Source organism: Amycolatopsis sp. NBC_00438, assembly GCF_036026695.1.
Classification (GTDB): Bacteria; Actinomycetota; Actinomycetes; order Mycobacteriales; family Pseudonocardiaceae; genus Amycolatopsis.
Window position 1 is genome coordinate 1,329,421 of sequence record NZ_CP107923.1, and the last position, 22,292, is coordinate 1,351,712.

Sequence of the window (22,292 nt, forward strand, 5' to 3'; positions counted from 1 at the left end):
GACCTCCCCACGTCCAAGGAGTCGCAAGTGGACACTGTCCGCACGGCCCGGCGACCGCGTCGCCGCCTCGCCACTCTCCTCACCGGGGCCGCGCTCGTCGCGGCCTCCCTGACCACGGCCACCAACCCGGCCAAGGCCGCCGACGAATCCGTCGGCGTCGACTTCTCCATCGCGGGCGGGGCGCCGACCTACCGGGCTTCGGGCTGGATCTACGGGATGACCGAAAACGCGTCGGGGCCCGCCGACCACTTCTACCGCGACGTGCGGTTCCGGTACATGCGTGCCGGGGGAGCGCAGCTCGACAGCCCGGGTGGCTGGGTGTCGGGCCGGTACGACCGCCGGTGGAACGCGACCCGCGCCCAGTTGCTTCGCACGCGATCCCTCGGCGGTCAGTTCGTCCTGCTCGTCCACGACCTGTGGGGCGCCGACGGTTACCCGATCTCCCGTTTCCCCGGGGACAACGGCGACTGGAGCGACTACGACAGCTTCCTCACGCGGCTGATCAACGACGTCCGGGCGACCGGCGCTCCCGTCGAGTGGGACCTGTGGAACGAGCCGAACCTCGGAATCTTCTGGAACCGCACGCAGTCGCAGTACTTCGAGCTGTGGCGACGCACGTACCAGCGCGTCCGGGCGGCGTTCCCGGACCAGCTGATCGTCGGCCCCAGCTTCGCCGGTGTCCCGTCGACCACGAACACCTGGTGGAACCAGTACCTCGACTTCGTCCGCGCGAACAATGTCGTCCCCGACATCGTCAGCTGGCACTCCCTGCCCGGGGATCCCGTGGTCAACGTCGCGGCAGCCAACGCCACGCTCGACCCGCGCGGCATCCCGCACCCGAGGCCGTACCAGATCAACGAATACGGCGCCTCGAACGAACAGAACCCGGGCGACGGCTCCTGGTACGTCGCGCGCCTGGAACGGGCCGGCGCAGACGGCCTGCGCGCGAACTGGGCGAGCACCGGGAACCTGCACAACGACCTCGCCAACCTTCTCGTCCGCGACTCGGCCGGCCGGCACCTGCCGAAGGGCGAGTGGTGGGTCTACCGCTTCTACGGGTCCCAGACCGGCCAGGTCGTCTCGTCGACGCCCAGCTCGGACTACGACGCGTTCGCCACGAAGACCAGTGGCGTGGCGAAGATCCTCGTCGGCGGTGGCCGGACGACCGGCAATATCGCGGTGAACCTGAACCGGCTGGACACCACGAGCGGCCTCGTCCAGGACAACCAGGTGCGTGTGCTCGTCCAGCGCATCCCCTACAACGGCGGGGGTGCGGTCCAGGGGCCGGTCACGGTGCAGAACTCGGTGGTGAGCCTGTCCGGCAACGCGGCGACGGTCAACCTGCCGCACAGCGCCATCGACGACTCCTTCACCATCACCCTGCTGCCGCCATCGGACGCCGGCTTCCAGGCGGTCGCGGTCGCTCAGCATTCCCAGCAGTGCCTGGACAACGCCAATCTGAACACCGCTGACGGCAACCAGCAGCAGCAGTACCCGTGCGAGGGCGGCGACCAGCAACTCTGGAACTTCCGCCCGGTCTCCGGGGCGGCCGGAACGTTCACCTTGGTCAACCAGCAGACCGGCAAGTGCCTGGACGTCAACGGCGCCTCGACCGCGGACGGCGCTGCCGTGCAGCAGTGGACCTGCCTCAGCGGAGCCGCGAACCAGCAGTTCACGCTGCGCAAGGTGACGTACGGCGGCAACGATTCCCACGACTACCAGCTGGTTGCCCGCCATAGCGGCAAGTGCGTCGACGTGAACGCCGTATCGGCCGCCGCGGGTGCGGTGATCCACCAATGGACGTGCAATCCGGCCACGCAGGGCAGCCCGCTCAACCAGACCTGGCGGCTCTGGGGCCACTGAAGCAAAGCCGAACGGCTGTCGCGGGGCGCAGGGTTCCGGCGGAGCCGAGGCGCAGGCGCTTCGGCTCCGCCGGATTGTCGTGGCAGTACTGGTGCTCGCTGTCGAGGCGGTACTCCGCGTTCACCAGTTCGAGGAGCTCGGCCACCGACGTGTCGCCGGATCGCCGGTCGAAGGTGATCTCGCCGTGCTGCAACAGGTTCACCCGGTCGCTGACGTCCATCACCTGGCCGTAGTTGTGGGCGATGAGGATGATCGCGATGTCCCCTCGCTGCTTCAGTTCCCGCAGCAGGCGCAGGATCACCGCGCTCTCCTTGGCGCCCATCGCGGCGAGCGGCTCGTCGAGCAGCAGGAGCATCGCGTTCGAGCACACCGCGAACTGACCCATCGTCCGCTGCCGTTCCTGCGACGCCGCGAGATGAAACGCCGCGCCGTTGTTCGACTACCATCTGGCGCAGCCGGAAGTGCCGCCGCGAGCGTGTCCGATATCAGGCGGGTTCGCGGGCGAGCCACGGCGGCGGAAGGGGCGACCTGCTCAAGGCCCCGGGCGTGTCCGTGGAACGGATCGGTCCTTGCCCATGCGCAGGATCAAGGCGACCGCGTCCTCCGAGGGGACTGCCGGAGTCAGCACCTCCTGCAAGAGAAGGCCACGTATCGCGGCAACGGTGACGGTGGCCAAAGTCGACGCTTCCTCGGTGTCGAGCCCCTCGCGTTCCGCGAGCGAAGCCAGCATCTTGGTCAGGTCGTCGAGCGAATCGATGAACTCACGAAAGTCCTCTGGGCTGTACGCGGCGAGTCCTACGACATGGAAGAAGCCGCGGACCCGCGACAGCTGCTCCGGGCGGGTGTACGTCCGCCAGATCGCCACGACGAGGTCGTCGAAGGTGCCTTGCCGGGCTGCCTCGAGCAGTGCCTCGTTGTCACGAGATCGCTGCGCTTCGAGCATGGCCGCCAAGACGCCCGGAAGTGAACCGAAGTGGTATCGAAGGAGGGCGTGGGTGGTCTCGGTCCTGGCCGCGATCTCACGAAGCGACACCTCCGGTGAAGGAAGGTCCTCGCCGAAGGCGTCGAGAAGCCGAGCCAGGAGACGCCCGCGTGCGTCGCCCTTGCGTTCCGCGTTTGACAGGATCACTCCCATAGTTTATCCATTGGATAAGAGACTGGCGACGCCGTGTTGCTCACACATGGTCGCAGTCGGCGCCGGTGGAGGGAACGACTCGTGGAACGGTGTCAAGTGGTCGGCGCGACGGTCGTCGACGGATCGGGTCGCGACCCGGTCGACGTCGACGTCACCATCGAAGACGGGCACATCACCCAGGTCGGTGCCTCCGGCGCACACGGCGAGCACCTCGATGCCGGAGGCCTGACGATGACGCCCGGCCTGATCGACGCTCACGTCCACTTGGGCCTGTCGAGCCCGATCCAGCCGCAGTTCTCGTTCCGGATCAGCGCCGCCGAGCTCGCGGCGGACATCTTCGCCACGGCCGGCGCGACGCTCGACGCCGGCTTCACCACCGTCCGGGACACCGGCGGGGTCGACGGCGGACTCGTCACCACGATCGCGAAGGGCAAGGTCCGGGGGCCGCGCGTCCTGTCCTGCGGACCGGTTCAGTGCCAGATCGGCGGGCACGGCTACTACGGAGCCGACTGGGAACCCACCGAGCTGTGGAGCAGCCACCACCTGCCCGGCCTGTGCGCCCTGTCCATGATGTCCGGCAACGCGGACGAGCTGCGGCGCAACGTGCGCGAGGCGTTCCGCCGCGGAGCCTCCTTCCTGAAGCTCTGCGTGACCGGCGGAGTGGTCGGCGCCCACGACCGGCTGACCGACACCCAGTTCACCGTCGAGGAGATCGCCGTCGCTGTTCAGGAGGCCGCGGCGCGGGGCACCTACGTGACGGTGCACGCCCACAACAACGACGGCATCCGGAACGCGATCGAGGCCGGGGCGCGCTGTGTCGAACACGGCACCGATCTCGACGAAGCCACGGCCACCCTGATGGCCACTCGAGACGTCGCCCTCGTGCCCACGTTCGCCGTCGTCGAGCAACTGCTGCACGACACCGCCGGAGCGGGCCTCGACGAATCCACCCGCGACCGGGTGCTGGGTGTTCGTGAGCGGATGACCGAGGCGCTCGCCGTCGCCAAGGAGGCCGGAGTGCGGATCGGGCTGGGCTCCGATCTCATCGGCCCGGCTCAGGACCGCCGGGGCGAAGAGCTCAGGCTGCGCGCGAAGCTCGAAACACCGATGGCAGCTCTCGTGGCGGCCACCAGGACCAACGCCGAGATCCTCGGCCTGGCCGGCCAAGCCGGTGTCATCGCTCCCGGCGCGCAGGCCGACCTCGTGCTGTGGAACGGCAACCCGGTCGAAGACCCGGAGCTGTTCGCCGACCCCGCCAACGCCGTCCTCGTACTCAAGGCCGGCCGAATTGTGAAGGACCTCCGATGAGCACCATGTGGCAGGGCTGCCTCGCCGACACCGACTACTTCGAGCTGCGTTCCAGCGGCGGGCACGACTACGGCGTCTGGGTCACCACACCACCGGGCTACGACCCCGCGACGACGCGAACTCCTGTCGTGTACGTGCTCGACGGCAACTGGGCCGTGGGCATGACGGCTCCGCTCATCGTCACCCAGAAAGACCCCATGCAGCAGCTCCAGCCCTACATCCAGGTCAGCGTCGGCTACGCGGGCGAGGACGCACAGCACTGGGCACGGCTGCGCAACAGAGACCTCGTGCCACCCGGCGAGCCCATCGCCCAGGAGTTCGTCGACGCCGTGGAAACGGGAATCCGAATGGGTTCGATGACCCGCGAGGAAGCCGACGCCTACCTCGCCGAACTGCGCGACGCCCACGCCGATGCGTTCCTGAGCTTCCTCACCGCGGAACTGCACCCGCGGATCGAACGCGACTACGGCACGGCCGCGAGCGGTCACGGCCTCTTCGGCTACTCCTACGGCGGACTCTTCAGCCTCTACGCCTGGCTCACCGGCAGCACACTCTTCGAGAGCATCGGAGCGGGCAGCCCCGGTGTCGTCGGTGAAGACAGTCAGGTCTTCGCACGGCTCGAAGAAATGGGCGACCGCCTGCCTGCCGCCAAGCTTCACGTCACCCTCAACGAACAAGAGCTTCTCGGAGACCTGGCCGTCTACCAGAACCTCGCGAAGAACACGGCCACCGTCCTGCACCACCTGACCGCCCGCGGCGGCGCCGTCACCAGCGCGGTCCTGCGCGAAACGCACGTGACCGGCCTTCAGGCCTCGTTCCTCAGCTACCTCAGGACCTGCCGTGCCCGGTAAGCGCCCGAGTGCCGATGTGGTCGTGATCGGGGCCGGGGTGATCGGTTCGTCGATCGCCCTTGAGCTTGCCCGGGCGGGGCACCGGGTGAACGTGCTCGATCGGGCCCCTGGGGCCGGCCAGGGGTCGACCTCGGCATCGAGCGCGATCGTCCGGTTCAACTTTTCCACCGCCGCCGGGGTGGCGACGGCGTGGGAGGCGCAGTTCGGCTGGCTCGACTGGGCCGGCCACCTAGGGCACGATGTCGGCGATCTCGCGATGTTCCACAAGAGCGGGCTGGTCATGCTGGACGTCGAGGCGGCTCCGCGTACGTCATGGCTTCCGTTGTTCGATGAGATCGGTGTTCCCTACGAGGAATGGGACAGCGCGACCTTGGCCGAGCGCGTTCCGGGTATCGACGCCGGCCGCTATTGGCCGCCGAAGCGGCTCGCCGACGAGGAATTCTGGGAGGACGCGCACCATTCGCTCGGTGGCGTGTACACCCCGGATGCCGGTTACGTCTCGGACCCGAGCCTCGCCGCCGTGAACCTCGCCGCCGCGGCCTCGGCGTGCGGGGCGGAGCTCCGCTTCCGCAGCACGGTGACAGCGGTGGAGAAGGCCGGCGGGCGCGTGACGTCGGTGCGGCTGTCGGACGGCACCCGGCTTCCCTGTGCCGTCGTGGTCAACGCGGCCGGTCCGTGGTCGGGCGCGGTGAACCGGTTGGCCGGCGTGGGTTCCGACTTCACGGTCGGTGTGCGCCCGATGAGGCAGGAAGTAGCGCACGTGCCGGTTTTGGAGAGCTACGGCGGGCCGGTGGTGGCGGACATGGATCTGGGCACCTATTTCCGTGGTGAGGCGGCAGGGGGCCTGCTCGTCGGCGGAACGGAGCCGGAGTGTGATCCGATGCAGTGGATCGACGACCCGGACGCCGTCGACATCCACCCGACGGCCGCGGTCTTCGAGGCTCAGGTGACGCGGGCTGCACGGCGGCTACCCGATCTGGCGGTGCCCAACCGGGCGCGCGGCGTGGTGGGCGTTTACGACGTCGCCGACGATTGGACCCCGATCTACGACCGCACCGAACTCGAGGGCTTCTACCTCGCGATCGGAACGAGTGGCAACCAGTTCAAGAACGCGCCGGTCGTGGGGCAGCTGATGACGGAGCTGATCAACCAGGTGGAGAACGGCGTCGACCACGACGCGGTGCCCGTCCGGTTCCGGGCCCCGCGCACTGGCCTGGAGATCGACCTGGGTGCGTTCTCGCGTAAGCGCAACCGAAACACGGCGAACTCGGGCACGGTGCTGGGCTGAGCAGGGAGCTCGGACGAGGCCGTTGTTCTCCGTAGGCGAGTTGTCGAGCAGCCGTGACGCCGTGCCATGCAGCACTGCCGCGGTGTCTCGGTGTCCTTGAGGAGGCGCCTGTCGAAATGGCGCGGATCTCGGACGGCTGCTCGTCGGCGGTGACGGCTTCGGCGCCGAGTTCACCACGGCGCTGTGCTGGGATCTGGCGCCTCGGTGGCTGGTCCGGTGGAGGCAACGGGTTCAGCGAAGCGGACCGCGCTTGCCCGCCTCGAACAGCTGGAACGACGCACCCGTCCCTTCGCCGTCGCGCCGCCCTGCGCGGACGTCGCCCGCGTCCGCTGGGGCGAACCTGAACTCGTCGGCGGGATCGTCTTCCGCACCTTTACCAGCGCCGGCCGCGCCCGCCACACCGCCTGGCGCGGGCTGCGCGAGGACCGCAAACCCAACGACGTCATCGCCCCGGGTGCAATGCCGGCACCCACGGTGACAAGGCCGACGCCGACAGCAACGGACGCTGCCGAACACCCGGAAGCGGCAGGCACACAGCCGACGCAGTTGGGCGAGAAGGTGACGGTTCAGGTCGAGAACCGGCGGCTGACCATCTCGAACCTCGGCAAAGTCCTCTACCCGCAGGCGGGTTCACCAAAGGCAAAGTGATCAACTACTACTCACGGGTCGCCCCGGCCCTGCTGCTGCATCTGGCCGGCCGTCCCGTCACGTTCATCCGCTTTCCCCACGGGGGTTGCCGGCCAGCAGTTCTTCGAGAAGAACGTCGCGAGCGGTGCGCCCGACTGGCCGACCACCGTCCGGCTGCCCACCTCCGGCAGGCGCTCCGGTCGCGGGGAGGGCGTCATCGAGTACGTGTTGCTGGACGAGCTTGCGGCCCTTCATCACCGGCCTGCAGGTCGGCTGCGCGGGCGTCCCCGCGAACCGTGGCGCGATCGCCTACGACGCCACCGGCTACAACGCCGACACCGTCGTGCGCGCCACCACCCAGGCCATCCTCGGGCTCGGCGGCCGCGGCCTGGCCCAGCTGACGTCGGCCGGTGCATCCGCCGCGGAACCTGCGCCGACCTGCCCGTGACCACGGGGGAGCCCGGCACCGGTGAGTGCCGGGCTCCCTCGGCGGTTCATACGTGCCGGAACTCCGCCGGGCGCTTCCCGGTGAACGCGGCCATGCCTTCCTGCTGGTCGTGCGTCGCGAAGGTCGAGTGGGACAGCCGGCGCGGCCGATCGCTTCGAGCACATGTGGCGCCCGGTGTTGCTTGTTGGCGTGGCCGCCGTGGAGTTGAGATCGATTGTCCGTTGTCTGGGTCGTGTGGTTGGCGCAATACGCGATAGACCAAGGGTTTTCGATCTGAGTGACGGCGTTGTGGTGAGTTCCGTTGGCAGGATCCATGATCCACAGCTGGCCGGTGGCGTGGCGGAATCCGAGCGTTGTCCAGGTGCGGCGTACTTGTTCGAAGGCTGATTTGTCTTTGAGTTGTGCGCGGTCGAGGTTGATGGGGAACGGCAATTCGGTGACGAGCTGCTCGCTCTGCAGGCCACCTGCTTCGACGCTCGTCAGGCACGCCGAAGCGCCGAGGCCATCGACGTCATCGACGATGTGGCGGTGGTCCGACAACTGCTCGCCGACAAGTACGGGACGTCGTCGCCGAGGCCGGGCCTGCACCGCGGTGACGCGCCTGAGGTCATGACCTGCGGCCGGCGATGATGTCCCCGATCGTCGTCAACGCCGGGTTGCCCGGGTCCCAGTACTCGCTGTGCGCCGCGCCGCTCGGGCCGCCCGTCGGGCCCGGGGTGCCTGGGGCGGAGGCGAACACGTCGCCGCCGAAGGGCCGGTCTGCGGGGTTCGGGCCCAGTGCGACGTCGTGGTCCGAGGTGAGCGGGCCGCCCGGCTGGTACGGACCCGGGTTGATCTTGCCGTTCGTGATGCTGATCAGGTCGTTGGCCGCGGTCGTCGAGTGGACGTGCTCGGCGACGTGCGCCTGGTCGACGCCGTCGAGGTGCAGCTGAGCGGCTTGGTCCACACCGACGCCCGGGCTCGCCACGAACACGAGGTCGTCGGCGTTCAGGCCGCCGTCGCGGGCCGCGTGGCCGATCGTCGTCGTGCCGTAGCTGTGGCCCAGCACCGTGTTGTGCGAGGCAGGGCCGACGTGCGTGGCGCGCAAGCCGTCCTGGAACGTCTGCAGGTCGCCCTTGCCGCCGTCGGCGTAGGACTCGTCCCCGGCGTTGTAGAGCTGGTCCGGCGCGTCGTAGCCGACCCACGTGATGACCGAAGTGGACGGTGACCCCGCGGCCTGCGCGGCGTCGTACATCACGTCGGCGCGGTGGACGTCCCCGGTGATGCTGTTCAGGTCCGCCATGGTGCCCGGGACGTACGTCGTGACGTTCGCGGCCGTGTCGGGGTTCCCGGTCGCGACCACGCCCTTGCCGTCCGCGGCCGTGTCGAGCTCCAGCAGGAACGTCGGTGGCCCGCCGCCGTTCAGTCGGTCGCGCAACGCGGTCAGGCCGTTGACGCGGTCCTTCAGAGCGCTGTCGCCGCCGTCCGGGACACCGCCCCCGCCACCCGTGTAAGGGTTGTAGCCCTGGTTCTGGTCGGCTTTGAGAGCGGCGCTCGCGGCGTCGACCTCCCGGTCCAGCGCGGCGCGGTTCAGCGAGTCGCGGACCGTCGCGGGGACGCCGTCGAGGTTGCGGATCGAGTCCGGCGCGTCCTGCATGACCTTCGCACGGTCGGCGTCGGACAGGCCGTCCCACCACCCTTTGACCGTCGCCGGCCCGCCACCCGGCGGCGCCGCGGGGGCCGGACCGTGGTCGGGTGCGGCCAGCGGAGCCCCGGCGCCCGCGGAGACGCGGCCCGCGGCGTCGTCGAGGATGCCCTGCGCGAGGCTCGCCACCTGGCTCGCGAACTGCGCCCGGTAGGCGTCGCTCGCCCCGGCGGGCAGCTTGCCGAGGTTTTCGTAGGTGGCGGAGTTCTGCGCGATGAGGTCCACAAGGGACTGTTTGGCCGCGGTGACTTCGCCGGCGAAGTTCGTCACCCGGGCCGCGACCTGCCGCATCGCCTGGCCGTTGTCGCCGGCCTGGGTCAGCACCCGGTGCGCCCGGGCGAACATCGCGACACCGGCGGTGTCGGTCCACGACGTCGTCAGGTCGGCGGTGTTCGTCCCGGCGGCCCGGTCGAACGTCCCGGCCGCCGACTCCCAGGACCCGGCGAGTGTCCGGACGGAGTCCTCGTTCGTGTCGGGCCACGGGACCTTGGCCTTCACCGCGCCCCACAGGGCGTCGGCGGGTTCGGCGATCGGCATGGCTCCAGGATTCCACCCGGGGCACCGAAAACGCGCCCGGTGGCCGGAAGCGGACAACGGCGTTTCGCCGCCGCCCGCCCGCCGCAGAATGAGCGGGTGACCACAGCAGCGGGCGATCAGATGGGCATGGAAACCGACACCGTCGACCGCGGCGCGCAGGCTCTCGCCGACAGCGGCACGGCCCTCGGAACTGCCTGGCGTGCCGGTGATTCGGCCATCGCCGCGGGCGAACCGGCCATCGGCACCGGCGTGCTGGGCGCGGCGTTCCGTGGCGGCTATACGGGCACGAGCGACGCGGTGCGCCAGTCCGCCGGATTCGTCGCGCCGGACTTCGCCGCGACCGCCGAGGCCGGCCGGTTGTCCGCCGCGGACTACGCGGCCGCCGACCAGCGGGCCCGGGCCGCGATGGCGGCCGGCCGATGAGCGAGTCGCCGGACGGTACCGTCCGCGCCACGCTCGGCGAGCGCGGCGAACTGGTGCGGCTGTGGCTCGACCCCCGCCTCCTGCGGGAGCCGGACCGCCTCGCCGCGAGAGTGCTCGACACCGTGGCGGCTGACGCCGAGTTCGATTTCGAACCGCTGCTTCGGGAACTGGACGGCTTTCCCGCGCTGCGCGACAGTCTCGAGCGGTTCCGCGACGAACTGCCGGGTGTGCGCGAGACGGCGTTCTCGGACGACGGCCTGATCAGCGCCACCGTCACCGGCGACGGCCGGCTCGCGGACCTCGAGGTGAGCCCGCGCGCCTGTCACGATTCGAAAGCGCTGGCGACGGTGATCGTCGCCACCGTGCGGCGGGCCGGAAAGGCGGTCGAGCACAGGAATTCCACGCTCGCGCACGGGCTCACGGCGCCAGCCGGTACCCCACGCGGTGCTCGGTGTGGATGAGGGCCGGCGGCCGGAGCTTGCGCCGCAGCTGCGCGATGACGACGTCGAGGACGTTGGTCGCCGGGGTGGCCATCTCGTCCCAGGCGTGCGCGATCAGCTCGGCCCGCGGCACCGCCTCGCCCGCGCGCCGCGCCAGCAGCTCCAGGACCGCGAACTCCGTGTGCGTCACCGTGAGCAGGACCCCGGCCCGCCGCACCTGACGGCCGCCGACGTCCACTTCGAGGTCGCCGCAGCGCAGTACCACCGGCTCGGCGGGGCGCGGCGCCCGGCGGCACAGGTTGCGGACGCGGGCCACGAGCTCGTCCACCGCGAACGGTTTCACCAGGTAGTCGTCGGCGTGGGCGAGCCCGGCGATGCGGTCGGCGACGGCGTCGCGCGCGGTGAGGAACAGCACCGGCGTCTGCAGGCCGGCCGCCCGCTTCGCCGCGAGGAACCCGACGGCGTCGCCGGACGGCAGCATCCGGTCCAGGACCGCGCAGTCGTAGGTGTTGACCCAGAGCGCCTCGTCGGCGGCGGGCAGGTCGCCGACCACGTCGACGGCGAACCCGGCCCCGCGCAGCGAAGCGCCGACCGCGAGCCGGAGGTCGGGGTCGTCTTCGACGATCAGCACGCGCACACTTCCGGACAGTAGCGCCCCGGCGTCCGGTCAGCCCGCTTCGGCCAGCAGCCAGCCGCGATCGGCGGCCTTGACCCCGGCCTGGAACCGGCTGCGCGCGCCGAGACGCCGCATGATGTCGGCGACCATGCGGCGCACGGTGCGCACGGACACGCCGAGCTCGGCCGCGGCGGACTCGTCGGTGTGGCCGGTGGTGAGCAGCTCCAGCAGCCGGGACTGGCGCTGGTCGAGCGCCTCGTCGTGGCCGCCTTCGATCAGCGGGGTGGCGACCGGCCAGAGCCGTTCGAACAGCTCGACGGTCGTCGTGACCACGCCGGGCAGCCGGAACGCGAGCACACCGGAGGAGCTGATCGCGCGGTCCGCGGGCAGGACGACGAGCGAGCGGTCGAGGACCAGCGCGTCGGTCGGGACGGCCGGAAGGGTACGCACGGAAGCCCCGGCCAGGGCGAGGGCGCCGAGCCGCCGGCTCAGCGCCGGGGCCGTCCTTGCCGTGTCGGGCACCAGGATCCGGTAGCCGACGCCGCGGCCGAGGTGTACGTGATCGTTCGGGCGGACGGCGCCGAGCGGCGCGCGGGCCGCAGGGCCGGAGGTGCTCATGACGAGGACTTCGTGGCGGGCGTCCGCCAGCAGGTCGGTGCGGGGCGTGGTCATTCTGCGGTCCCTCCGATCGGGAGCGTGGCGGTGACGCCGGTGAGGTGGTGGCCGTCGAGGCGGTCGAGCCGCCGGCCGTGGCCCGCGCACCAGCGGGTGAGCCCGGGCAGCGCGGCGTCGAGGGCGGCGGGGGAGCGGGCGGCCAGGCGCAGGGTGGCGCTCGTGGTGGTGCCACGCGGGGTGCGCCGGGCTTGCGCCGCGAGGGTGACGGCGACCCCGGGCGGGCGGCTGAGCAGGCCGGCGACCAGACGTTCGGTGACCGGGCCGTCGACCCGGAAGCAGATCTGGGAGATCGGCCCGGTGCGCCAGCGGGTCCAGTCTTCGCGCAGTACGGTCCGGCCGCCGGTGACGTGCGCGAGCGCGGCGATGGTGGCGAGACCGGCTTCGCGGCCGAGAGGTTCCGACGGGACGCCGTGCTGGGTGAGGCCGCGCAGGACGCGGCGGAGGGTGTTGCGCAGGACGAGGGTGAGGACGTCGTCGTCGGCGTGCCCGGCGGTGCGGACGGCGTGGATGCCGAACCACCGTCGCGGCGGCGTGCCGGGTCCGCCGCCGGCGTGGAAGATCGCCTGGACACCGGGGTAGGGGCCGTCGGGATCGGCCGCGGGCAGCAGCGTGGCGGGCGGGACCCACCGCGGGCCGCTGGTGGTGGGCTCGGCGACGGCCGCGACGCCACCGGCGTGCCGGACGACCAGGACGGGGACACCGGCGAGGTCGGTGGCACCGACGCTGACGCCGGGCAGCAGGTGCTCCAGCAGCGCTGCGGCCCGTTCGTGCGGCGGCAGGGCGACGTCGCGGGGGCGGGCGAGGTAGCCGAGGCCGAGCGAGGTGAGTTCGGCGAGGCTGCGGTTCTTGATCTTGAGGGTGCTCCCGCCGGTCACCGCGGCGGCGAGAGCGGCCGCCGCGGTGACCGGCCAGGGCTGGGTGAGGCCGGCGGCGGCGAGAGCGGCGGCGCATTCCCAGCGGACGAGAGTGCCGGCGCGGGGAAGCGGTTTCGCGGATTCGGCAGGCGGCTCGGTGACCGCGGTTCGGGGCGGCGGCGGGGTCGCGGGCAGGGAGAGCGCAGTGGCGTAGCGGAGGGGCGCACCGACCGCGGCCGCGACGACCGGCGGGGCCTGGTCGGTCGTGGGGTGGAGCGGCGCGCCGGCCGCGACCGCGGAGCCGGGCTGCGGCAGGCTCGTGGCCGTGGCAAGCCGGACGCCACCCGCGGCCACGCCACCCGCGGCCACGCCACCCGCCGCCGCGGTCTCCGTGGCCTGTGCCGCGCCCTCGACCTCCGGCGGCGGCGCAGCGAGCACCGTGGTGCCCACGGGCCCGGTCATCCCCGGGTTGATCGCCGCCACAACCGCCGGGCGGCTCGAGAACTCAGCGCCGGCCATCCCGCACCTGTCCCTCCGTCGCTCGCCGGAACGCCGCCGTCAGCTCGGGCCCCGGCTCGACCCCCAGGTCGCTCCGGAGCGCCGCCCGCGCGCGGCGGTACAGCCCGATCGCCTCACTGCTGCGACCCCGGTCGCACAGCAGCTCCATCCAGCGGGCCCACGGCGGCTCCCACCACGGGTCTTCGTCCACCAGTCCCCTCAGCAACGCCTCCGCCTCGCGGAACCGGCCCAGCGAACCGTGGACCTCCGCCAGCTCCAGCCGCAGATTCCGGTGCACGCTCGCCAGCCACGTCACCGTCCCCGGCCCGGAGCCCGCGCGGAGCCCGTCGAACGGCGTGCCGCGCCACAGCCCCAGTGCCGCGCCGAACAGAGCCGCCGCCCTTGCACGAGCCCCCACGTCCCGTGCGCGGCGACCCTGTCCGGCCAGCAGCTCGAGGTGGTCGACGTCGAGTTCGCCCGGCTCCACCCGCAGCCGGTAGGCGTGTTCGCCGCGCTCGATGCGGGGTCCGCCGGCGGCGGCCGGGAGCGTGCGGCGCCAGTGCCAGATGTAGGTCTTCAGGTTCGCTTCGGCCGACACCGGCGCGGCCTGTTCCTGCCAAGTCGCCGCGATCAGCTGCTCGACGTCCACCCATTCGTTAGCGTGGAGCAGCAGCGCGGTCAGCACCGCCAGCGGCTTCCGGGCGCCGCGGACCCCGCGCACCCGGACCGGTCCGAGCACCGAGAACAGCGGGGGAAAGGACACTGTGGACAATGGCCCGGTGGACACCTCGGTCAGCGTGGTCGCCGTCATCACCGGCACCCCCCTCGTGGTCTGCGGTGTTCAGCTTGGGCGATCCGACATGAGGATTCGATGACAACGACCCGGGTGCTGGTCGTCGAGGACGACGAAAACCTTCGCTTCGCGGTGGCCACCGAGCTCACGGCCGGTGGTCTCGCCGTCGCTACCGCCGCCGACCTGGCCGGCGCGGACGCCGCTTTGCGCGAGACCGACGTGGCCTGCGTCGTCTTCGACCGGATGCTGCCCGACGGCGACTCGCTGCACTTCGTCGACCGGCTGCGCCGCCGCGGCTGGGCCGTCCCGGTCCTGTTCCTCACCGCTCGCGACAGCACCCAGGACCGCGTCGACGGCTTCGCCCACGGTGGCGACGACTACCTCGTCAAGCCGTTCTCCCCGGCCGAGCTCGCCGCGCGCGTGCACGTCCTGTGCCGGCGTGGCGGGAATCCCCGGCCGTCCGTGCTGAGCGTCGCCGACCTGGAGCTGGACAGCGCCCGCCGCGAGGTCCGCCGCGCCGGCGTGCTGCTGACGTTGTCGGACAAGGAGTTCGCCGTGCTCGAGGTGCTGCTGATCCGGGCCGGGCAGGCGGTCGGCCGCGAGGAACTGCTCGACCACTGCTGGGACGGCTCGGCCGACCCGGTCGCCAACGTCGTCGACGCGGTCGTCAAACGCTTGCGCGCCAAGCTGCGCGAACCCGGCCTGATCCACGCGGTGCGCGGCACCGGCTACCGGCTGGCCGTGGAATGACGCGCTCCTCGGCCGACCGCCTGCGCCGTCTGCGCGTGCTGCTCACGATCCTGTTCACCGCGATGAACACGGTCGGCCTGGTCGTCGTCGCCTGGCTGGTGCTCGCGGCCGACTCGCGGCAGCGCGAACAGCACCTCGACGACGAGCTGTACCGCGTCACCTCCGTGGTCAAGCGGCTGCTGCGCGCCGACGGCCCGGACGGCATCAGCGCCGCCGGTGCCGACCGCGACGAGGTCAACGACGCCTGCCCGCAGTTCGCCGTGCTGCCCGGCGGATCCGGGACGTTCCCGGCGAAGCTGAGCGGCCGCCCGTGCGTGGCGGTCGACGTCGACGTGCTCAACGGCTACGCGCAGCAGGCCATCGAGCAGAGCAAGTTCCTCTACGGCGGGATCGACGCCCCCGACGGCAGCCCGCTGCGGATACGCGTCGACCCCGTCCGGGCCCAGTCCGGCCGCTACGCCGGCGCTGTGGTCGCGGTGACCGACGCGCGTGCCGAAACGGACGCCCACGAGCGCGAGGTGCTCTGGGTGGTCGGCGGCGCGGTGGTGCTGGCCGGGGCGCTCGGCCTGACCGGGTGGGTCCTGTCCGGCCGCGCGATCCGGCCCGCGGCGAGTGCCCTCGAGCAGCAGGAGCTGCTGCTCGCCGAGACCGCGCACGACCTGCGTACGCCGGTGGCCGCGCTGCGGGCCCTCGCCGAGACGGCGCAGCGGCACCCGGCCGAGTCCGCCGAGCTGCTGCCGCGCACGGTCGCGCTGTCGGCCCAGATGGGCGAGATCATCGACGGCCTGCTCGTGCGGGCCCGGCTCGCGGCGGGCGTCGACCGGCTGACCGTCCAGCCGGTCTGGCTCGACCAGCTCGTCTCCGGGGTGGTCGAGGACACCCCGGCCGAGGGCGCCCGCGTCGCCGTCACCGCCGCGCCGTGCACCGTGCTCGTCGACCCGGCGCTGGTCCGCCGGGCGATCGGCAACCTCCTGGACAACGCCCTGCGCTACGGACGGCAGCCGGGGGAGCAGGCCGTCGTGCACATCACCGTCGCCGGGGGCCGGGTCACCGTGGCCGACCAGGGGCCCGGCGTCGACAGCACGACGGCGGAGGAGCTGTTCGACCGGTTCCGCACCGGCAGCGGCTCCTCCGGGCTGGGCCTGTCGATCGTGCGCTGGGTCGCGCAGGCCCACGGCGGCCGTCTCAACCTCTACAACGCCGACGAAGGCGGCGCGATCTTCGAGCTGGAACTGCCCCTGGCACCCGAGCGCCACTGAGTGTCACGGAGCCCTCCGCCTGTTCGCGTGCCTGAGGACTCTGCTGGGGTGCGGAAATGGACCGGAAATGTATCGGGTGCCGTACACTCCGCCACGTGAAACTGGGGATCGAAGGGCGGTTTCCGGGGGGCAAAAAACTGCGTTCCCGGATTCCGCTGGTACTCGTCGTGGCGTTGTGTGCCGGCGGCGCCGTCGTGGCGCTGACCGGCAGGACGCCGTCCGCCGGGGCGGATTTCCTGCCCGCGGGGCACTGGTTCTACGACTCGGAAACGCAGTCCGCGCTGCACATCGACGGCTCGACCGCGCAGATCGACTCCGCCGGCCAGGTGCCCGGCCGCCCGGGCAGCCAGGTGCTGCAGGGCGACACCAGCGGCTACGTCGTCGGGCAGGACGGCGGCATCACGATGTTCGACCAGTCCACCCTGGCCGCGCAGCCGCCGCAGACCGCTCCCGACGACGAGCGCGGTCTCGCGATCGAAACCGCCGGCGGCCCCTACCTGGCCTACCGCAACGCGGGCAGGATCGCCCGGCTCGGCGGCGCGGTGCAGCTGATCGACGTCGAGGGGCCTTTCGGCGACCCGGTCGCGATGGCCGACGGCACACTCTGGCTCAACCGCACCGACACCGGGCAGCTGTGCCGGCTGCGCAAGGACGACTCGTCGGTCGCCTGCCCCGCCTCGGCCCAGCCCGGCGACACCGGTGGCATGACCCTCGTCGGCGGCAAGCCCGTCTTCGTGAACACCCACGACCGCACGCTGCGCACCGTCGGCGACGACGGCGAAGGTGCCGCGGTGCCGCTGGACGTCCCCGTCTCGGCCGCGACCCGCCCGGCCGCGGCCGACGTGCAGGGCCGCGTCGCGCTGTTCGACCCGGAAAGCAAACGCCTGTACCTGGTCGACCCGGCCGGGTTCGACCCGGCGAAGCCGCGCGAGCGACCGATTTCCGCGCAGTTGCCGCCGGGCGACTACGACGGCCCGGCTTCCACCGGCGACGTCGTCGCCCTGGTCGACAAAGCGGGCCGCAGGCTGCTCACCTACGACCACACCGGCGCGGCCCGCGACACCAAGCCGATCCCGGCCGAGCCCGGCACGCCGAAACTGGTGCAGGGCGGCGACTCCCGCGTCTACGTCGAGGGCGACCGGGGCCGGCACGTCCTGGTGCTCGACCACGACGGCCGGGTCTCCGACGTCCCGGCCGCGGGCCGCCCGCCGACCACGAGCGTCCCGCCCAGCCCGCCGCCGCCGGAGACCCCGCCGACCGGCAGCGCGCCGCCGGTGCGGCCGCAGCCGACGCAGCAGCCGGAGCGGACGGTCGTGCGCACGGAAAGGCCGCCGCCGACCCCGAAGTCGACGCCGAAACCGCCACCCGCGCCGCCGCCGACGGTCGCGGCGAGCCCGCCGAGCGCGCCCACGCGGGTCTCCGCGAAGGCCGGGGACGGTTCGGCGACGGTCAGCTGGGGCGCGGCCGCCGCGAACGGCTCGCCCGTGACCGCGTACAAGATCACGTGGACCGGCGGCGGCAGCGGCTCGGTGACGATGATCGCCTCCGCGCGCTCGACCACCGTGCAGGGCTTGGCGAACCGCAAGGCGTACACCTTCACCGTCCGGGCCGTCAACGAGGTCGGCGAAGGCCCCGGCGCGTCCAGCGGCTCGGTGACGCCGGCCGGTACCGAGAAGCTGACGCTGTCGCGCGGCGGGCAGTGCGCCCCCGAGTACGACCGCGACGGCTGCGCGAAGATGCACGTCGTGCTCAGCGGGTTCGCGCCGGGCACGCACGTCGACGTCGTCCCGCACTCGACGGATTCCGGCTACAGCAACGGAGGCCACGGCGTCGACACCGACTCCAGCGGGCGCGCGGCCTTCAGCGCGTTCGACTACTACGGTGTCGGCAACACCGTCTGGGTCACCGCGAGCGTCGACGGCTCGGCCGTGACCTCGAACCGTCTCAAGTGGACAGGAGGCTGATAGTGCCGACACCGGCCGAGGTGTACCAGCTGATCGCGCGCAACGTGCAGACCGTGCTGCGCGGGAAGCCGGAGGTCGTGCGGCTGGCCGTCGCCGCGGTGCTGGCCGAGGGCCACCTGCTGGTCGAGGACGTGCCCGGGCTCGGCAAGACGACGCTGGCGCGGTGCCTGGCCCGCAGCATCGGCGGCAGCTACCACCGGATCCAGTTCACCCCGGACCTGCTGCCCGGCGACATCACCGGTGTGCAGATCTACCACCAGCGCGAGGAGGCGTTCCGCTTCCACCCCGGCGGGATCTTCGCCAACGTCGTGGTGGCCGACGAAATCAACCGCGGCACACCGAAAACGCAGTCGGCGCTGCTGGAGGTGATGTCCGAGCGCACTGTCACCGTCGACGCGGAGCGGCACGAGGTGCCGACGCCGTTCATCGTCGTCGCGACCCAGAACCCGATCGAGATGGAGGGCACCTACCGGCTGCCCGAAGCCCAGCTCGACCGGTTCCTCATGCGGCTGACGGTCGGCTACCCGGACCTGGCCACCGAGGTGCTGGTGATCATGAGCGACCGCGCGGGCATCGGGCCCGACGAGCTGTCGCCGGTCGTCGACCTGGAGACGCTGCGGGCGGCGATCGCGCAGGTGCGGGCGATCCACGTCGACGGCGCGGTCTGCGAGTACGCCGCCCGCATCGCCGCCGCGACCCGCACGCACGTCGCGCTGCGCCACGGCGCCAGCCCGCGCGGCAGCATCGCACTGATCAGCACCGCGCAGGCGATCGCGGCCACCTACGGCCGCGGTTACGTGACCCCCGACGACGTCAAGGAGGTCGCGCGGCCGGTGCTGGCCCACCGGCTGATCCTGACCTCCGACGCCGAACTGACCCAGCGCAAGCCCGCGGACATCCTCGACGAGGTGCTCGCCGCGACGCCGGCCCCGACCACGCGCACCCCGGCCGCCGGGACCCCGGTGGGCTGATGACACGCCCGACCGCGCGGGGCACCGGACTGGTGGTGACCTCGGTGGCCCTGCTCGCCGCGGGCCTGGCCGGCGGCTGGCCGCTGCCGCGCGCCCTCGGCGCGGCCGGGCTGCTGGCCGTCCTCGGCGCGGTGCTGGCCGGTGCCCGCCGCGTGCGCGTCTCGGTGGCCAGGGAGGTCTACCCGGACCGCGTGGGCCGCGGTCGCCCGGCGTTCGCCCAGCTGCGGGTTCGCAACGCCGGCACCCGGCGGCAAAGTGCGTTCACCGCCGGCGACCGCGTCGGCGCCGGGACGCACGAGGTGCGCGTGCGCGCACTGGCGCCGGGGACGGAGTCGGTGCTGCACTACGAGCTGCCCACCGGGACCCGCGGCCGGCACCAGGTCGGGCCGCTGACGCTGGAACGCCGGGACCCGCTCGGGCTCGGCCGCGCCGGGATCACCACCGGCGACACCGCGACGCTGTGGGTGCACCCGAAGGTGCGGCCGGTGCTGCTGCCGGTGGGCGGCCACCCGCGCCACCACCACGAGGGCGTCACCACCGAGCTGTCTCCGCACGGTTCGCACGACTTGCGCGACGTCCGCGAGTACGTGCCCGGCGACGAGGTCCGGCACCTGCACTGGAAGGCGACCGCCCGGACCGGGCGGCTGATGGTGCGCGACTTCGTCGACCCGGAGCAGCCGCGCTTCACCGTCGTGCTGGACACCCGGTGCCCGCCGGGGCCGCTGTTCGAGGAAGCCGTCGACGTCGCGGCGTCGCTGCTGGCCGCGGCCGCCACGGCCGGGCACCGGTGCCGGCTGGTGACGCCGTGCGGCGTGGATGTGGCGACGCTGTCGGGTTCCCCGGCGGTGCGGCGGTTGCTCGACGAGCTGTGCGTCCTGACCGGAGGTGCGACGCCGGACTCGCGGTTGCTGCCGGAAAGCCGGGAACGCGGGGGCATCCTGACCGTCGTGGCCGCGGGCCCGCTGGACCTGGCGCCGGTGGCGGCGGTGCGGTCCCGGTACGCGAGCACGGTCGCCGTGATCCTGGGGGCGTCGGCGCCGCCCGCCGGCGCGACCCGGGTGCTGCTCGCGCCGGACGCCGTCAGCGCGTTGCGGCGCTGGACCGAGGTGGTCGCCTCGTGACGCGGGCCGTCGTCCTGCTCTTGACCGCGCTGCCCGGGCTGCTGTTCGCGCCGGTGTTCGGGTTCTGGGCGCTGGTCCTGCCGGTGCTCGCGGCCGGTGTCGTGTGCTTCGGCGTCGCGGAACTGTGCGATCGCCGGCGGGCGCTCCGGCCGTGGCGTCCGGTCATCGCGGCCGTGCTCGGTCTGGTGGTGGTGCTCGAAGTCGTGCTGCGCGGGACGGTGTCGCCGGGGGAGGCGCTGCACGCGCTCGTCGCCGGGGTCACGGACTCGTGGCGGCTGACCCTGCAGACGACGTGGCCGGCGCCGGCGGACCCGGCGCTGGTGCTGTTCGTGCCGCTGCTGGTGCTGGCCGCGTCGGTGCTGGCGGTCGAGCTGCTGGGGCGGCGTCCCCTGCTCGCGTTGCTGCCTTCGCTGCCGGTTCTGGTGCTCAGCCAGGCTTTCGGCGCCCTGACGGGCGCGACCGCGCTGGTGGTCGGGGCCGCCTACGCCGCGCTCGTGGTGCTGCTGCTGGTGCTGACCGGGCCGGATCGGCCGTCGGCGCCGTCGCGGCTGGGGGCCGTGCTGCTCGCCGCGGTGCCGGTCGTCGTGCTCGGCGCGGTCGGGGTCGTGGCCGGCGGGGTCGCCGACCCGGCCGGGACACCGGCGTTTTCGTTGCAGGACAACCAGCCCGCGCCGCTGCCGCCGGGCCGGGTGGCCAATCCGCTGACCGAGGTCGCGGGCCGGCTGCTGCACCCCGAGGTGCCGGTGTTCCGGTACTCGAGCGGCACACCGGTCGACCGGTGGCGCCTGGCCGTGCTCGACCGCTTCAACGGCGTCACGTGGTCACCGGGCGGCGAACCGCGGCGGCTCGGCGCGCCGCTGCCCGCCCCCGCGGCACCGCCGTCGGACCTGCGGACCGCCGACGTCACGGTGTTCGGGTCGCTCGGCCCGTGGCTGCCGAGCCAGCCGCTGGTGTCCGGGGTGGACGGGGTGACGCCGTTCGTCGACGCCGCATCGGGGCAGCTGCGGTTGCCGGGCCCGGCCGACGGCGCCGCGTACCGGCTGCGGTGGTGGGAACCCACCGGGCAGGCCGGGCTGCTGGGACGCGGAGTCGACCCGGCCGCCGCCCGGGACGTCGGCGACGTCGGTGCGGTGCCGCCGGAGGTCACGACGCTGGCTCGCGGCGCGGTACGGGACATGCGGCCGTCGTTCCAGACGGCGCTGCTGCTGGAGAAGTACTTCAGCGACAACTACCGCGTGGTGCGGGCGGGGGAGCGGCTGCCGACGGGCAGCGGCTGGCCGCAGCTGAAGCGGTTCCTGCTGGAGACGCACGTGGGCACGAGCGAGCAGTTCGCGGCGGCGTACGTGGCGGTGGCGAAGCTGCTCGGCATCCCGGCCCGCGTCGCGGTCGGCTTCCGGTCGCCGGCCGGCGCGGGCCGGGACGTGGTGGTGCGCAACGCGGACGTGCTGGCGTGGCCGGAGGTCGCGGTCGACGGCGTCGGCTGGGTGGCCCTGGACCCGACGGGAGCGGCGGCGGCCTCGGGCGGCCTGGGCGACACGACGGCCCGAGCCCGGGCGGCGCTACCTCCACCGGATCAGGTGACCCCGCCCCGGCTCCCGTCTTCCGGCACGGGCGCTTCGGCTCCCGACACCGGGCTTTCGGTGCCGTGGCCGGTGTTCGCGGTGCTTTTGACGGTGCTGGTGGTGCTGTGGCTGGTCGGCGTCCCGGCGGTGGGGGTGGTCCGGGCGTGGCGACGGCGACGCCGTCCGGGGTACGCATCGGTGGCGGGCGCGTGGGCGGAGGCGCGCGACCGGCTACGGGCGCACGGCGTGGTGCTGACGCCGGGAATGACGGTCCGGGACGCGCTCTCCGCGGTGGGACCTTCGGCGCCGGCCGGGGTCCGGGAGGGGTTGTCGGAACTGGCCGGCGCGATGGACGCGGCGATGTGGACCGTTTCGGCCTCCGACGAGCGGGAACGCGCGTGGGCGGCGGTCCGGAAGCTGCGCCGCGGCTTGGGGAAGGCCCGCCCGGGGCGGCGGGTGCTGGCGTGGTTCGACCCACGCGGGTTGCGTCCCTCCCGCGCTTGACCGAAAGCCGTGAATGGCACATCGAGGGACTTCAAGTCCCTCGATGTGCCATTCACGGCTTTTCGTGCCGGGTGTCGCCTGACCGGTTCCGGCCAGCGCGCCCCGGCTGCCGCGCACCGCC

22 protein-coding genes and 1 pseudogene are annotated in these 22,292 nt (G+C 72.6%); 16 read left to right on the forward strand and 7 right to left on the reverse strand.

The window, feature by feature from the left end; genetic code table 11:
* Window positions 1–27 precede the first annotated feature (27 nt).
* Window positions 28–1,863, forward strand: coding sequence for an RICIN domain-containing protein (locus tag OG494_RS06385; protein WP_328452880.1), 1,836 nt, complete (start codon window positions 28–30; stop codon window positions 1,861–1,863).
* Here the strand turns inward: OG494_RS06385 and OG494_RS06390 are convergent.
* Window positions 1,832–2,218, reverse strand: coding sequence for a hypothetical protein (locus OG494_RS06390; RefSeq protein ID WP_328452881.1), 387 nt, complete (start codon window positions 2,216–2,218; stop codon window positions 1,832–1,834). The genes OG494_RS06385 and OG494_RS06390 overlap by 32 nt on opposite strands.
* A gap of 177 nt (window positions 2,219–2,395) precedes the next feature.
* A complete protein-coding gene (locus OG494_RS06395) occupies window positions 2,396–2,998 on the reverse strand; it encodes a TetR/AcrR family transcriptional regulator (RefSeq protein ID WP_442874386.1) in 603 nt (200 codons plus the stop codon).
* Between the two features lie 81 nt (window positions 2,999–3,079).
* Here OG494_RS06395 and OG494_RS06400 point away from each other — a divergent pair, with 81 nt between their 5' ends.
* From OG494_RS06400 to OG494_RS06430, 7 genes and pseudogenes are all read left to right on the forward strand, one after another.
* Window positions 3,080–4,306, forward strand: coding sequence for a metal-dependent hydrolase family protein (locus OG494_RS06400; RefSeq protein WP_328452883.1), 1,227 nt, complete (start codon window positions 3,080–3,082; stop codon window positions 4,304–4,306).
* On the forward strand, window positions 4,303–5,157 hold the full coding sequence (locus tag OG494_RS06405) for an alpha/beta hydrolase (protein ID WP_328452885.1): 855 nt from the start codon (window positions 4,303–4,305) through the stop codon (window positions 5,155–5,157). Before OG494_RS06400 ends, OG494_RS06405 begins: the two co-directional genes overlap by 4 nt.
* Window positions 5,147–6,445 (forward strand): NAD(P)/FAD-dependent oxidoreductase, encoded by a 1,299-nt coding sequence (locus tag OG494_RS06410; RefSeq protein WP_328452887.1) that lies wholly within the window; start codon window positions 5,147–5,149, stop codon window positions 6,443–6,445. Before OG494_RS06405 ends, OG494_RS06410 begins: the two co-directional genes overlap by 11 nt.
* 216 nt (window positions 6,446–6,661) lie before the next feature.
* Window positions 6,662–7,093 carry an ATP dependent DNA ligase gene (locus OG494_RS06415; RefSeq protein WP_328452889.1) on the forward strand — a complete coding sequence of 144 codons (432 nt, stop codon included), beginning with the start codon at window positions 6,662–6,664 and terminating at the stop codon, window positions 7,091–7,093.
* Window positions 7,090–7,134: pseudogene (locus OG494_RS06420) on the forward strand (hypothetical protein); the annotation flags it as partial. The gene OG494_RS06415 and the pseudogene OG494_RS06420, both read left to right, overlap by 4 nt.
* Before the next feature lie 179 nt (window positions 7,135–7,313).
* Window positions 7,314–7,520 carry a hypothetical protein gene (locus OG494_RS06425; RefSeq protein ID WP_328459242.1) on the forward strand — a complete coding sequence of 69 codons (207 nt, stop codon included), beginning with the start codon at window positions 7,314–7,316 and terminating at the stop codon, window positions 7,518–7,520.
* 399 nt (window positions 7,521–7,919) lie between these two features.
* Entirely contained in the window at window positions 7,920–8,150 is a 231-nt protein-coding gene (locus OG494_RS06430) for a hypothetical protein (RefSeq protein WP_328452891.1), read from the forward strand.
* Here the strand turns inward: OG494_RS06430 and OG494_RS06435 are convergent.
* Window positions 8,128–9,741 carry an alpha/beta hydrolase gene (locus tag OG494_RS06435; protein ID WP_328452893.1) on the reverse strand — a complete coding sequence of 538 codons (1,614 nt, stop codon included), beginning with the start codon at window positions 9,739–9,741 and terminating at the stop codon, window positions 8,128–8,130. The two genes, OG494_RS06430 and OG494_RS06435, sit on opposite strands and share 23 nt — an antisense overlap.
* Before the next feature lie 96 nt (window positions 9,742–9,837).
* Between OG494_RS06435 and OG494_RS06440 the strand changes: the two genes are divergently transcribed.
* Both OG494_RS06440 and OG494_RS06445 read left to right on the forward strand, forming a co-directional pair.
* The gene (locus OG494_RS06440; RefSeq protein WP_328452895.1) at window positions 9,838–10,164 is read left to right on the forward strand and encodes a hypothetical protein; all 327 of its coding nucleotides are present in this window, start codon (window positions 9,838–9,840) and stop codon (window positions 10,162–10,164) included.
* Window positions 10,161–10,625, forward strand: a complete 465-nt coding sequence (locus OG494_RS06445) for a YbaB/EbfC family nucleoid-associated protein (RefSeq protein ID WP_328452897.1) — start codon at window positions 10,161–10,163, stop codon at window positions 10,623–10,625. Before OG494_RS06440 ends, OG494_RS06445 begins: the two co-directional genes overlap by 4 nt.
* On the opposite strand, the gene OG494_RS06450 is transcribed toward OG494_RS06445, so the two are convergent.
* From OG494_RS06450 to OG494_RS06465, 4 genes are read right to left on the reverse strand one after another with little or no spacing between them, the layout of a single operon-like run.
* Window positions 10,582–11,241: a response regulator transcription factor gene (locus OG494_RS06450; RefSeq protein ID WP_328452899.1), complete on the reverse strand. Its 660-nt coding sequence runs from the start codon at window positions 11,239–11,241 to the stop codon at window positions 10,582–10,584. The two genes, OG494_RS06445 and OG494_RS06450, sit on opposite strands and share 44 nt — an antisense overlap.
* Before the next feature lie 30 nt (window positions 11,242–11,271).
* Entirely contained in the window at window positions 11,272–11,892 is a 621-nt protein-coding gene (locus OG494_RS06455) for a helix-turn-helix transcriptional regulator (protein ID WP_328452901.1), read from the reverse strand.
* Window positions 11,889–13,268 carry a hypothetical protein gene (locus OG494_RS06460; protein WP_328452903.1) on the reverse strand — a complete coding sequence of 460 codons (1,380 nt, stop codon included), beginning with the start codon at window positions 13,266–13,268 and terminating at the stop codon, window positions 11,889–11,891. The genes OG494_RS06455 and OG494_RS06460 overlap by 4 nt, the downstream gene beginning before the upstream one ends.
* Window positions 13,255–14,058 carry an AfsR/SARP family transcriptional regulator gene (locus OG494_RS06465; protein ID WP_328452905.1) on the reverse strand — a complete coding sequence of 268 codons (804 nt, stop codon included), beginning with the start codon at window positions 14,056–14,058 and terminating at the stop codon, window positions 13,255–13,257. Before OG494_RS06465 ends, OG494_RS06460 begins: the two co-directional genes overlap by 14 nt.
* A 60-nt stretch (window positions 14,059–14,118) precedes the next feature.
* On the opposite strand from OG494_RS06465, the gene OG494_RS06470 reads away from it, so the two are divergent.
* The 6 genes from OG494_RS06470 to OG494_RS06495 all read left to right on the forward strand — a co-directional run bounded on the left by OG494_RS06470 (window position 14,119) and on the right by OG494_RS06495 (window position 22,171).
* Window positions 14,119–14,790 (forward strand): response regulator transcription factor, encoded by a 672-nt coding sequence (locus tag OG494_RS06470; RefSeq protein WP_328452907.1) that lies wholly within the window; start codon window positions 14,119–14,121, stop codon window positions 14,788–14,790.
* Window positions 14,787–16,049, forward strand: a complete 1,263-nt coding sequence (locus tag OG494_RS06475; protein ID WP_328452910.1) for a sensor histidine kinase — start codon at window positions 14,787–14,789, stop codon at window positions 16,047–16,049. Before OG494_RS06470 ends, OG494_RS06475 begins: the two co-directional genes overlap by 4 nt.
* 95 nt (window positions 16,050–16,144) lie before the next feature.
* Window positions 16,145–18,013 (forward strand): fibronectin type III domain-containing protein, encoded by a 1,869-nt coding sequence (locus OG494_RS06480; protein WP_328452912.1) that lies wholly within the window; start codon window positions 16,145–16,147, stop codon window positions 18,011–18,013.
* On the forward strand, window positions 18,013–18,984 hold the full coding sequence (locus OG494_RS06485) for an AAA family ATPase (RefSeq protein ID WP_328458886.1): 972 nt from the start codon (window positions 18,013–18,015) through the stop codon (window positions 18,982–18,984). Before OG494_RS06480 ends, OG494_RS06485 begins: the two co-directional genes overlap by 1 nt.
* Window positions 18,984–20,105, forward strand: a complete 1,122-nt coding sequence (locus OG494_RS06490; protein WP_328452914.1) for a DUF58 domain-containing protein — start codon at window positions 18,984–18,986, stop codon at window positions 20,103–20,105. The genes OG494_RS06485 and OG494_RS06490 overlap by 1 nt, the downstream gene beginning before the upstream one ends.
* Window positions 20,102–22,171 carry a transglutaminase family protein gene (locus OG494_RS06495; RefSeq protein WP_328452916.1) on the forward strand — a complete coding sequence of 690 codons (2,070 nt, stop codon included), beginning with the start codon at window positions 20,102–20,104 and terminating at the stop codon, window positions 22,169–22,171. Before OG494_RS06490 ends, OG494_RS06495 begins: the two co-directional genes overlap by 4 nt.
* Window positions 22,172–22,292 lie beyond the last annotated feature (121 nt).